The sequence below is a fragment of the Paenibacillus sp. USHLN196 genome, from assembly GCF_037144955.1.
Classification (GTDB): Bacteria; Bacillota; Bacilli; order Paenibacillales; family Paenibacillaceae; genus Paenibacillus; species Paenibacillus xylanexedens_C.
Map to the genome: position 1 here is coordinate 312,690 of NZ_JBBCYH010000007.1, position 12,546 is coordinate 325,235.

At 47.1% G+C, this 12,546-nt stretch carries 10 protein-coding genes; all 10 read right to left on the reverse strand.

Going from position 1 to position 12,546, the window contains the following annotated elements:
- Positions 1 to 46: 46 nt before the first annotated feature.
- Positions 47 to 1,408: a replicative DNA helicase gene (gene dnaB / locus WFI24_RS19195; protein ID WP_036611922.1), complete on the reverse strand. Its 1,362-nt coding sequence runs from the start codon at positions 1,406 to 1,408 to the stop codon at positions 47 to 49.
- Position 1,409: 1 nt separating this feature from the next.
- Entirely contained in the window at positions 1,410 to 1,853 is a 444-nt protein-coding gene (gene rplI, locus WFI24_RS19200) for a 50S ribosomal protein L9 (protein ID WP_062836541.1), read from the reverse strand.
- Entirely contained in the window at positions 1,850 to 3,841 is a 1,992-nt protein-coding gene (locus WFI24_RS19205) for a DHH family phosphoesterase (RefSeq protein WP_336763358.1), read from the reverse strand. Before WFI24_RS19205 ends, rplI begins: the two co-directional genes overlap by 4 nt.
- 11 nt (positions 3,842 to 3,852) lie before the next feature.
- On the reverse strand, positions 3,853 to 4,764 hold the full coding sequence (locus WFI24_RS19210; protein ID WP_336763360.1) for a DUF2232 domain-containing protein: 912 nt from the start codon (positions 4,762 to 4,764) through the stop codon (positions 3,853 to 3,855).
- 5 nt (positions 4,765 to 4,769) lie between these two features.
- Complete coding sequence (locus WFI24_RS19215; protein WP_017691445.1) at positions 4,770 to 5,072, reverse strand: MazG-like family protein; 303 nt, start codon at positions 5,070 to 5,072, stop codon at positions 4,770 to 4,772.
- 263 nt (positions 5,073 to 5,335) lie between these two features.
- The gene (locus WFI24_RS19220; protein ID WP_062836539.1) at positions 5,336 to 5,761 is read right to left on the reverse strand and encodes a CBS domain-containing protein; all 426 of its coding nucleotides are present in this window, start codon (positions 5,759 to 5,761) and stop codon (positions 5,336 to 5,338) included.
- A 174-nt stretch (positions 5,762 to 5,935) separates the two neighbouring features.
- On the reverse strand, positions 5,936 to 6,967 hold the full coding sequence (locus tag WFI24_RS19225; RefSeq protein WP_336763362.1) for an LCP family protein: 1,032 nt from the start codon (positions 6,965 to 6,967) through the stop codon (positions 5,936 to 5,938).
- A 240-nt stretch (positions 6,968 to 7,207) separates the two neighbouring features.
- Complete coding sequence (locus tag WFI24_RS19230) at positions 7,208 to 8,797, reverse strand: MFS transporter (protein WP_336763363.1); 1,590 nt, start codon at positions 8,795 to 8,797, stop codon at positions 7,208 to 7,210.
- Positions 8,798 to 9,021: 224 nt separating this feature from the next.
- Positions 9,022 to 11,439: a S9 family peptidase gene (locus WFI24_RS19235; RefSeq protein ID WP_336763365.1), complete on the reverse strand. Its 2,418-nt coding sequence runs from the start codon at positions 11,437 to 11,439 to the stop codon at positions 9,022 to 9,024.
- A 121-nt stretch (positions 11,440 to 11,560) separates the two neighbouring features.
- Complete coding sequence (locus WFI24_RS19240; RefSeq protein ID WP_336763367.1) at positions 11,561 to 12,451, reverse strand: D-alanyl-D-alanine carboxypeptidase family protein; 891 nt, start codon at positions 12,449 to 12,451, stop codon at positions 11,561 to 11,563.
- Positions 12,452 to 12,546: the final 95 nt, after the last annotated feature.

Below are 12,546 nucleotides of genomic sequence, written 5' to 3' on the forward strand. Positions count from 1 at the left end.
GGACAGACGGATTTGCTTCCTGATCGAAGCAGTTAGCGCCTGTCCGTTACATCGCGAAGGCGTCATTGTGTGCCCTCTCGTAATTGACGAATTTATTAAAGTTTTTCAGGAAGACCAGTTCCACCGTACCTACCGGACCATTACGCTGTTTGGCGATAATAATCTCGATAATATTTTTCTTCTCGGTCTCCTGATTATAGTAATCATCCCGGTACAGGAACGCTACGATGTCGGCATCTTGCTCGATCGAACCCGATTCCCGCAAGTCACTCATCATCGGACGTTTATCCTGACGTTGCTCTACACCCCGGCTCAGCTGGGACAAGGCAATAACCGGAACTTCCAGTTCCCGGCCAATCTGTTTCAGTGTACGTGAAATCTCGGATACCTCTTGTTGACGGTTCTCCCCTGCTTTACCACGTCCACTAATCAATTGAAGATAGTCGATCAGGATCATGCCGAGGCCTTTCTCTTTCTTGAGACGACGACATTTGGCACGAATATCTGCTACAGTAATGCCTGGGGTATCATCTATAAAGATGTTGGCTTCCGACAACGCTGCAATACCCATCGTCAGCTTCTGCCAGTCTTCGTCACCTTTGAAGTCACCCATACGCATAACACTCGCATCCAGGTTGGCTTCCGCACAGATCATACGTTGCACCAGCTGGGCAGCTGACATCTCCAGACTGAAGATGGCTACCGTCTCCTGTGCCCGAATGGCCACGTTCTGAGCGATATTCAGGGCGAAGGCCGTCTTACCTACGGAAGGACGGGCTGCTACAATAATCAAGTCACTGCGCTGGAATCCGGCAGTCATTTTGTCCAGATCGATGAACCCGGACGGAATTCCTGTCGTTGTTCCCTTATTCTGATGCAGGGTTTCCACTCGATCGAATACTTCCATCAGTACGTCCTGAATGGCTATAAAACCACTACTGGAACGACGGTTGGAAATCTCCAGAATACGACGCTCAGCTTCTCCGAGCATAGCTGCAACATCTTCGCCGCCTGTATATCCTTCGCTCACGATCTGTGTAGCCGTACGAATCAGGCGACGCAGCATCGACTTCTCTTCGATAATCTGAGCGTAATAGTCTACGTTCGCGGCTGTAGGTACACCATGGGCCAGCTTCGCCAGATAACTAACGCCGCCGATGTCCTCCAGCTCGCCTTTATCCTTCAGAAGCGAAGTCAGTGTCACGAGGTCAATCGGTTGATTTCCCTCACCAAGCTGAATCATCGCTTCAAAAATTAATTGATGGGGCTTATCATAAAAATCCTCGGTTTGCACCCGTTCCATCGCTGTAATCAGGGCCTCACCCTGCAACAGGATTGCACCCAGCACGGCCTGTTCGGCTTCCAGGTTCTGCGGGGGAATCCGGTCGAATAACATTTCGCCGCCCATCTTACTCTTCCGTTACCTGTACCTTCAAGGTTGCCTTCACTTCAGGGTGAACCTTGACAGTTACTTGTGTTACGCCGAGTGTACGAATAGGCTCGTCCAGCTCAATTTTGCGTTTGTCTACTTTCAGACCCTTTTTAGACAACGCTTCTGCGATTTGTTTGCTGGTAATTGCACCGAACAGACGACCACCTTCGCCGGACTTCGCTTTCAGTTCAGTCACTTCTGCTTCCAGCTTCTTCGCGAGTGCTTCCGCTTCTGCTTTCTCTTCCTGTTTGATTCTTTCTTCAGCAGCCTTCTGGTTGTCCAGTGTCTTCATGTTGCCATCCGTTGCTGGACGTGCAATCCCCCGTGGCAGTAGAAAGTTTTGTGCGTACCCCTCAGATACTTCTTTCACTTGCCCTTTCTTGCCTTGACCCTTCATATCTTTTATAAAAATGACTTTCATTCGAACAGCCCCTCTTCCTTTTCGATTTCAGCCAGTACGTTCGTCAGCCGTTTTTCTGCCTCTCCAAGCGTTCCTTCAAGCTGCACGGCAGCATTCGTCAAATGTCCGCCACCGCCCAGTTGTTCCATGACAACCTGAACATTCATGCGCCCCAGCGATCTCGCACTGATGCCAATCAGTCCATCCGGACGCTCGCTTATAACAAATGAAGCGACCACGTCAGTCATGTTCAGCAATGTGTCCGCCACCTGGGCGATCATCATCTGTGAAATCTTGCTGCCAGGGTCCGTGACCGCCAGCGCAATGTTTCCATATACCATTTTAGCATGCTTTATGATTTCTGCCTTAGCAATATATTCTGACAGATCCTCTTTCATCAACCGCTGGACCATAATGGTATCCGCACCGCTACGACGCAGGAAGCCTGCCGCTTCGAACGTTCTGGACCCTGTGTGCAATGCAAAGTGCTTCGTATCCATCGTAATTCCGGCTAGTAGAGCCGTAGCTTCGAGTGGGGTGAATTGTACCTTGTCATGAATGTATTGCAAGAGCTCTGTTACCAGTTCCGCAGCTGAGGACGCGTAAGGCTCCAGATAGATCAACACAGCATCATTGATGAACTCCTCACCCCGACGATGGTGATCCACAACTACAACACGGGTTGCAGACTGCACCAGTTTTGGCTCCATTGTCATGGAGGCCTTATGCGTATCCACCACAACCAGCAGTGTGTGCTCTGTCATCATCTGAGTTGCTTGTTCCGGTGATACAAATGCCTTGGACAACTTCTCGTCCTTGTTCACTTGCTCCATCATGCGTTCAATCGATGGATTAACTCCATCCAGCACAATTCGTGCTTCCACATTATACAGACTCGCCGCTTTCCATACCCCGATGGATGCACCGATTGCGTCCATGTCCGGGATTTTGTGCCCCAAGATGAGCACCCTGTCGCTTTCCTGCATCAGATCACGCAGTGCGTGCGCAATAACACGTGCTCTTACCCGCGTCCGTTTCTCCACTGCATTGGACTTGCCGCCATAGAAAGACAGCCTTTGCCCCGATTTCACGGCGGCCTGGTCGCCACCACGTCCAAGTGCCATGTCCAGACTGGACTGCGCCAGTTCTCCCATCTCGCTGATGCTATCCGAACCAAACGCCAGTCCTACACTGAGTGTCATCGGCACTTTAAGGTCAGCAGTCATCTCCCGAACTTCATCCAAAATGACAAATCGGCTCTGCTCCAGTTCCTGCAAAGACTTATGATTCAGCATCAACAGATAACGATCAGAAGACAGCCGGCGCAGGTACACTTCGTACTGCTTGGCCCATGACGTAATCTCGCTGGTCACACGGGCAATCAACGCTGTACGCTGCTGGTCATCCATGCCCTGGGCAGCCTCGTCCAGATTATCCAGAACGAGAATACCCAATGCAAGGCGTTCATTTTCATATTTATCACGAAGAATGGCTAGCTCCGTAATCTCGTATACATATACATACCGCTCCTGCGGGTTATGAATAACTCCATAATGCCGATCATCCAACTGGAATTCGTCATGAAACTCCTTGGATGAATGTTCCTTGGTCCCATCCTTCTTCTCTTTAGGTTGAGGAAGTTTGGGAAACAAATTAGGTAGCGGATTGCCTACCAAAGTCTTCTCCTGGAACATCTCCGCGACAAAGCGGTTATGCCACTCTACCGTACGATCTTCGCTGTACAGCACAATTCCGAATGGAAGCATGCTGACCGCTTCCCCCTCCATCCGTTTAATCCGAATGGACAGGCCATTAATGTAGTCGTTGAGCTCACGGCGGAACGCGAGCTCCGCCTTAATCATGACGATTCCCAGCGCCGAGGCCAGTATCAGACTAATCAAACCAAGCGTCCAGTTATAGATGGTAACGAACATAACGAGCAACAGCAGCAGTATGAACGCCCATACGGTATAGTAGCCGTGCCAGCGTTTCTTCAGAAATTTAGGCATGACTCATCACCCTATCGTTTTGATTTCGATATTGCCTCACGAAGCGGGAACGCCAGATCGATAATTCCGATAATCCGAAGCGGACCAATGAAGAAGACCGCAACCGCCAGGAAATACGGTATAACCGGATTCCATTTCTTTGTATGAGAGAGAAAGAAGAAGAAACCGATCGCTTGAATCATGAAGCCCAGATTAATTAAAGGCGATAGATTCATTGCAATCATGGTCCAGTATGTTCCATCACTCTGTCTGGAGATGACCTCAATCAAAAGTGCGAGGAAATAATACCAGATCAGTGCACGCGGCATACGCCACTCTCTCGCTGGTGGAAGCTTCGATACAGCTACGCCCATAACATTCAGAATCGGACGGGCAATGACATGTGTGATGAATGCCATTACCATCGATGTCACAACCAGTGCAAAAGGAATCATAAGCTGCGTTTGTTTGGCAACATCCGCTGTCATCTCAGGCGTCCATGCGAACCCGTTGATCATCTGATTGGATGTATCCGTTAACGGTTCAATGGTCAGTCTGACCACATCTTCAATATAGCTGGACAGGTCGAATTGGAAAATGACACTGCCGACCAAGAGCAACAATAAGTATTCTGCCAGCATCGCGCCACTTCCCGCCATAAGCGTGAACAGGGCTGATTTCCGTTTTTTATACGCGTGTCCCATAACGATCGCAGGCAGGGTAAAGATGAGCAATAGTAACAGATAAATCGGATGGAAAATGACCAAAATAACGGCCACGGGCACGAGATGCCATATAAATGATTTTAAAGATAATGAAGCATACAAAATAACTCCCGGAATCATCATAAAAAATATGGCAAGTACCGATAAAGGAGTTAACAGCGAAAGTAGCAGGAGCAGATAGACTGCACTCCAAACAGCTGATTTAAAGCTAAATTTCAACAAATTCACCTCTTACGCATATGATCTTCTAGCGCGGAAATATCTTGGTACCAGTCTTCAAGCTGGTGACCTTCCTGTTTATGCTTTTTCAACTTCTCCACAAGCAGTGCATCCAGATCCTTGAAAGGAATACCGAGCCTGCGGCCCAATATGTAACTACTCATGATTAAACTGGCAAGACTATCCCCGATTCGAGTTGTACTGCCTTCCCATAACGCCTTGAATAATCGGGATACCTGATCAAGTACTTCGGTTTTAAGCCATTCAATCACTTTAGCGCGTTTGGCTACATCCAGTTCTTTAGGCATTTGGCGAAAGTCACTCTCCCCCGAAAAAGCTTTATTCTCCATTATAGCATAAAAAGAGGGCCCGCAAAATTACCCCAAAAAGCGGAGAAGTTCTCCGAAACTGATGTCAGGTACTTATGCGGAGTCCTCCGTACATCCAATTCACATATATATTTGTATAAAACCTTCGAATACACCCTTGGTTAAGGACTTCTTAAGTTTAACATGATACCGGACGGCTGTGATTATCCCTGTTGTCACAATAATGTTTGAATTCGTTATGGTTACTTGGCTTTAATCGATTCTTTGGCCACAATACCCTCACAGTACTCAATAATCTGACTACGTCTGACAATACCAATGAAACGCTCCATATCATCGACCACAGGAACAAAGTTCTGAACTTTGGCCAAGTTAATCAGGTCTTCCATATTGGCGTCAATGGATACGGGCTTAATATCCAGGCGAAGCGGAACGTCTTTGAGCAAGAACTTTGAAGCGTTTTCAAATGAAATCTTTCCCTCGGCATTCTTCATATACCACAGTAAGTCGCCTTCGGTAACCGTACCAATATATTTGCCTTCCTTATTCAAAATGGGCACCGCCGTAAACCGATGATACTCCATCCGTTCCAACGTTTGCCGCAGCGTAGAATCCGACGTCACGCACGTAACCTCTTGTTTGGGCAGCAAAAAAAATGCAATGTTCATACCCTTACGTATCCTCCTTGTGAATTTCTTCGATCAACTTATCTCGCTCAACTTATATTATACGGATCAGAACGCAGGATGTTCCAAAACAACCTCAACAAAGAAAAAAACAGCAGCCCGCAAATAAACGTACTGCTGATTATGGTCTACAACAAACCATTGGTATGGAATTGGTTATTCAATCATTTGCCGGTCAGGGATCATTACTTCACCGGCTGGGGTCGATTGATCCATCCAGTTGTTAATCAGCTCTTTGGCATATTGGACATCTTTCTCGTCAGCCTGACCATAATAGACACCGTCTTTTTTCATCCCCTCACTCAGAATGGTGAAGCTTGAAATCTGCGGTTTCTCCTGAGTAAGCACCTGTTTAGCCAGATCAATAATGAAAGAAGCTCGCATATCCGTCTGGAAGCTGTCTCCCATGATCTGAATCAATTCCGGAATTTTGGCGATTTGATTCAAATTCAGCATCTCATTCGCCATCGCGTTCAGGAAAATCTGCTGCCGCTTGGTACGATTAAAATCGCTATCCTCCCGGTATCTTACATAATACAGTGCTTCCTGCCCAGTATAGATCGGCTTACCGCCTTCAATCGTGAATTGCACATGATTCGGGTTCTTGTTCACAATGTCCTCATCAATTGGCAGTTTTACACCACCAAGCGCATCAACCACTTTTTGGATTCCGTCGAAGTTGATCGTTGCATAGTAACCTACGTCAGCATCAAGAAATTTCTCCACGGTATTGATGGACATATTCTCCCCGCCGAAAGCATAGGCATGCGCCAGCTTATCATAATCATCTTCGCCGTCTTTGTTCGCATCCCTTCCCACAATCTGCACATACGTGTCACGTGGAATGGATACCAGAAGGACACGGGATTCCTTGGGACGAACTACAGCGTAGATCACTGTATCCGAACGTCCACGCGTCTTCTCATAGGCGCGTTTGTCCGAACCCATCAGCAATACAGAGAAAGGTTCTTTGCGATATACCGTCGGATCAGGCGTATTGTTACCTTCCTGCGGTACGTAAGAGCGGGATAGCTGATCTTCTACCGAACTGGCGAGGAACAGATCAAATGCCGCTACAGCCAGCTGTTGACGGAACAAATAACCCCCGATCAACAAAACAACAAGCGAAACGAGCGTTATATATAGGCCTTTTCTTCTTTTCTTCTTATCTTTAGTTCTGCTCTTCATCCATTGATTCCTTCTTCACTATCAAAATGATAATCCATAATACCAATTAAACGTCTGGGATGCCTTGTGACTCGGTGTTCTCTGAAGTTTTCTCTCTCTGGAATCAAGACACCGCTTACGCTCGTTCTATTGTAATCATTGCGAGAGCAAGAAAAGTTACAATCCGGTTAAATTGAAAAGAACAGCGACTCCTTTTTAGCTACAAAAGGTACACTGTTCTCTTCATTTTCACACGCAATCCTAACCGTTTGTGGATACACTTTCCACATGATGGCTCTTCTCTTTTTGACGCAGACGTCCCGTTATAAGCGCAGCTACCAGCGTAAGCACACTGAATACCACCGCAGACCAGAAAAGGCCATTGTAACCCTGCCCTGTCGTTTGATGCACTGCCTGGAGCAATACATCACGGATCCCTTCATCAGGGATTTGGGACAGACCTGCAATCAGACTGGATACATCACTCCCGGATGCTCCACTCGAAGCATATTGCTCCAGCATCTCAGTCGGCACCTGAATTCCTTTCTCAGCAAACCCTGTCTGAATGTTGGACCCCAGATTAATAAAAGAACGTGCCAGAAATCCGGCGAAAATCGTAGGTGCAATAGCCATCGCCATCTGGCGGAATAACGAACTGGTCGCTACCGCGATGCCTTTATTGTTCTCCCCTGCCTGTTCTGTGACAAGCACGTTTACTGGCGCACCAAGCATCATGCCGAAACCGATACCTACGAGTGTACTTGCGATGACAAATTGCCAGATATGCTCCACCCATAGCGGGAACAGCAGGAATCCAATGGCAGATAGCAGTCCCGCAACCGATAACGTCCAGATCGGCCCCTTGCGGTCAACGAGGTATCCACCTCCACCCGCCCCAATGCCGGATGCCAGCGCGAGCGGAGTAAACCAGTATCCTGAAGCCGTATTGGATACGCCGAGATACTGTTCAACAAAACCGGGAATAAAGATCACCGAGGCCAGAATGGCTCCGGAGAAAAAGGCAATCAGCAACGTCCAGCGAAAGGACGCGATGCCCAGAAGCTGTGTTGATACAACCGGTTCACGTTCAGATCCTTCCAGTCTTTTTTCCATGAAGTAAAAGAGTACCAGAATGATCACCCCTGCCAAGAAGAAGCCATAGAACATCGGTGACCCCAGGCTTTGAAGAATGTTCACACCGTCCAGATTGCTGAAGCTATACATTAAACTAAGTACACCCAATGTTAAGGCAGCAATACCGCTCCAGTCCACTGCTGCACGATTCAGTTCCTGCTCTTCCTGAATAAATCGAATACCTGCAATGAACAGCAGAATGGCGATAGGTACATTGATCAGGAATAACCAATGCCAGTTTCCAGTCAGATCCAGTATGAAAGCACCGACATTGGGTCCCAGAATAGCGGCAACACCATTCATCCCTCCGAGCAGACCCAAGGCAGTACCTTGACGTTCCGCTGGGAACTTGCTTAATACGTATGAGCTGGCAATGATAAATATCCCCCCACCGCCCAAAGCTTGAATGACACGAGCAATCAGGAAGAAGGTAAACGATGTGCTCAGCGCGACGAGCAGGGACCCGATCCCAAACAACGCCACTTCAATCAAAAATAGTTTCTTGCGGCCATAACGGTCCGACAGCTTGCCCGCGATAGGAACACTCACTGCAAGCCCAAGCGTGTAAAGCGTAATTGTCCATGCTCCCCATGTTGGCGACACACCAAATGATGCATTTAAGGTGGTCAGTGAAGAGGTGATGATCCCGTTATCCAGCGCAGCCATAAATACCCCTATGGCAAACAGGATTAGCGGCCATTTCATTTGTTTTTGCATCACATGTTACCCCCCGATCAGATCATAAATTCAGTATCGTACAGATGGTTTGGTACATATATATTAAACCGAATTGAACAATAATGACTCACTGGTCATTTTAAAACAAAAGAAATCCATATGTCAATTTAATAATATGGTTGTATGGATTTACCTCCGATTCGATAAAACAGAGCTGCCACACGTTCAATCGAACCTGCGGGACAGCCCTCATGTCTAACGTACTATGGCTGCATCAGATGACGATTCAGGAATTTCTCAATCGCACGGTACAGATCAAGCTGATTCTCGACGTTTGCGAAGCCATGACCTTCATTGGTCTTTAACATATACGGTACATCGACTCCACGTTTGCGTAATGCTTCAACGATCTGATCAGACTCGGCTTGTTTGACACGTGGATCATTAGCGCCCTGAACCACGAATAATGGAGCCTTCATCTGATCGATATGGAATAGTGGTGAAATCGCCGTTAACAGTTCTTTATCTTTCTCGGGATCTCCTACACGTTCATAGAACATGCTGCGCTCCGACTCCCAGTAAGGTGGCAATGAGTCCAAAAGGGTGAAGATATTGGAAGGACCCACATAGCTAATTCCTGCAGCATAGACATCCGGTGTGAATGCCAGTCCCGCTAGAGCAGCATATCCGCCGTAGGATCCACCATAGATCGCTACGCGCTTCGGATCAACCGTTCCCTCTTCAACCAGCCAGTTCACACCGTCTGTGAGGTCATTCTGCATGGCTTTGCCCCACTCTTTATTACCTGCATCCAGGAATTCTTTGCCGTATCCTGTGGAACCGCGGAAATTCACCTGTAGTACGGCATAGCCACGGCTTGCAAGGAATTGAACCTCAGGATTGAAGCCCCATGAATCACGAGCCCAAGGGCCACCATGTGGAACAACAACCAGCGGCAAATTGGAAGCTTCCGCTCCTTGAGGAAGTGTCAGATAACCATGAAGAGTTAGACCATCGCGTGACTCATACGTAATGGGCTTCATGTCCGACATTTTGCTCTCATCAATCCAAGGTGCGGCATCAGCCAGTTTATCGAGTTTGCCTGCTTTGGAATCATAGAAATAATACGTACCCATCGATTTGTCGTTATAGGCTACAAACAGTACCTGGCCTTCCTCGCTTATGCTGCTGATACTAACTTCCTTACCTGGCACTTTCGCTTTGATATCCTGCATTAACGTTTTGAACTCTTGATCAAAGAATTCATAATTCACTTTATCTGTCTCATATACAGCAGCAAGAATGGTCCCCTTATCTTTGGAAGGGATGAAGCTGCTGACATCCACATCTTTATTTTCATAGATCGTTTTGGTTACCTTCTTACTGCTTGGACTGTACTCTACAATCGCCGTTTTGTCCCGCTCTAAGTTGGAAACCGCATAGATACTTTTGTTGTCATACGTGAACATCACTGGAGCAAAAGTTTCCCCGAGTTTTGTCGTCAGTAGTGGCTCGAACTTCTGATCCTCTGACTCCCGATAGAGTAACGAAGACACATTACCATCACTGGACACAGCCACACGAATTTTCCCCTCATGGTCTGTTAGCCAGCCCGTAATATTGCCAGGATTCTCTGCCGCAAGTACAGCCTCTCCCGTCTTAATGTTAATACGGTATACATCAAAGATTCGCGGATCACGCTTATTCATGCCTACTAGAATCTCACCCGGAATATTCTCAAGCGGGTCTACCAGGATAGCTCTTGTGTTAGGATACGGAGTCAGATCCTTGCTGTTCTTACCATCGATATCCGTGACATATATATGGTAATTTTCATCCCCTGCCTTATCTTGTACATAGAGCAACTTGTCATTGGTTGCCCACGCAAATCCTGCGATATTGCGTTCTGTTTCGTTCGTAATGCGTACAGGTTTATCCTGACCGTTTGCAGTAACTACGATATTCATGCGGTTATTCCACGGCTCCAGGTAAGCGAGGTGTTTACCGTCCGGTGACATCTGGAATCCTGCCTGAGCAGGCTGTTTGAAGAAGTCCTCCAGCGGTGTAAGGCCCTCTGACTTCACATCCAGCCCGAGTGCAAGATACAGCGCATCCGCGAATTCACCATGAGTCACCGATTGTTTGGCATTAAATGCGCTACCTTCGATAATAAAATGCTGTTTAACCCGTGCAGCGTCATTTGCATGCACAGCTGGAATCTGACCGGCATCACTGTATACTACCTGGATTCCATTATCCTTCAGTTCGAATGCACGCGTGAACAACGACGCCATCTGTGCACGTGTAAGCGGAGCATCCGGAGCATAGCCTTTGGCTTTCCCTTGAATGAGCCCACCTTGCTTCAGGGCGTAGATCGCAGGCGCAGCTTCATTCTCGGGCAAGACATCTGCAAAACCTGTAAGTGACGTAGGCGTATCCAATTGAAGTACACGTTGCAGAATGATCGCTGCCTCGGCACGAGTGATCGGAGTCGTTAATTCTGTGATTTCATCTATGTATCCCATTTGCTGTAGTGTCTGTGTCGCCTTGGAAGCAATGGCTTCCGAGACAGCAGCTGTAGGTTTCACGGCTTCTGCAGCCTGCACGGCTGGTTGAATCAGAGCAATAGACATAGCCATGGTAAGGGTAAGTGCATATACCTTTTTGCTAATAGCGTTCAAAGAATTTCCTCCTTTAAAGTGAATTACAGAATAAAATGGAATTATACGTAAGTCATTTTACCATGATTAACCACAAGTTAACAGCGAGAAGAGTCTCTTTGATGATGTTCATGTTCACCCGTTATTTTGAACCGGAAAATCCATAATTGAACAGCTTCCGTGTCTCGATAAAACGACCTTCACGAGTTTCCGTTCCAAATACAACTGAAATCAGCCTTTTGCCATCGCGTTCAGCTGTCCCAACAAAATGATATCCGGAATCTTCATCATACCCGGTCTTCAGTCCGTCATTCCCATCGTAAGCATACGGCCCACCAATGGAGGACAACATCCAGTTCGTGTTGCTCATGTACATTCCTTTTTGATGCATTGATACTTGCATCTGACTGGAGATTCTTAAGATCTCGGGATGGTTATTCAGCAGATATCGCGCAAGCTTGCATGCATCAATAGCCGTCATTAAGGTCTGCCCTTGTATTTCCGTCGGACGGTTAGGACCGAGCAGCTTTTCACTGAGGCCCGTTGAATTCGTGAATTGTGTATCTTCAGAGAGTCCGATCTGAGTTGCCTTCTGATTCATCTGATGAACAAAATTCTGCTCTGTACCACTAATATGTTCTGCAAGAGCAACCGCTGCATCGTTTGCTGAATAGACAGCTACGACCTGGAACAACTCCTGAACGGTAAATTGCTCCCCCTGCTTCAAGGTCAATTGACTGCCACCCACGGAACTGGCATATAGACTCACATTAACAAGATCGTCCCACCTTATATCTCCATTAATCACGGCTTCCATCACAAGTAGTTCTGTCATCAACTTACTGACGCCTGCTGGGGCAATCTCCCGGGATCCATTAAAATCCATTAAGACCTGTTCGGAGTTCATATCCATTAAGACAGCAGATTCAGCTTTAATTCCCGGTTTGCCTACCAACATGTCCGGTTTCACACCCAAATATATAATGAGCAGCAGAGCCAGCAGCATACCTGCACGTTTCCACCATTTTTTCATAAGATGATCACCTCTTACCTATATAGACGAAGTGAAGGGCTATTTTGTCTGCACTTTTTTGAAAAAAAGTTAAATTTTTTTTATTTTTTGGTTAC

Bases quoted from the DNA above. Each gene is read 5' to 3' on its own strand.
- dnaB (WP_036611922.1), bottom strand. From the start codon at position 1,408: ATGGGCGGCGAAATGTTATTCGACCGGATTCCCCCGCAGAACCTGGAA.
- WFI24_RS19220 (WP_062836539.1), bottom strand. From the start codon at position 5,761: ATGAACATTGCATTTTTTTTGCTGCCCAAACAAGAGGTTACGTGCGTG.
- WFI24_RS19215 (WP_017691445.1), bottom strand. From the start codon at position 5,072: ATGCCTAAAGAACTGGATGTAGCCAAACGCGCTAAAGTGATTGAATGG.
- rplI (WP_062836541.1), bottom strand. From the start codon at position 1,853: ATGAAAGTCATTTTTATAAAAGATATGAAGGGTCAAGGCAAGAAAGGG.
- WFI24_RS19240 (WP_336763367.1), bottom strand. From the start codon at position 12,451: ATGAAAAAATGGTGGAAACGTGCAGGTATGCTGCTGGCTCTGCTGCTC.
- WFI24_RS19225 (WP_336763362.1), bottom strand. From the start codon at position 6,967: ATGAAGAGCAGAACTAAAGATAAGAAGAAAAGAAGAAAAGGCCTATAT.
- WFI24_RS19230 (WP_336763363.1), bottom strand. From the start codon at position 8,797: ATGCAAAAACAAATGAAATGGCCGCTAATCCTGTTTGCCATAGGGGTA.
- WFI24_RS19205 (WP_336763358.1), bottom strand. From the start codon at position 3,841: ATGCCTAAATTTCTGAAGAAACGCTGGCACGGCTACTATACCGTATGG.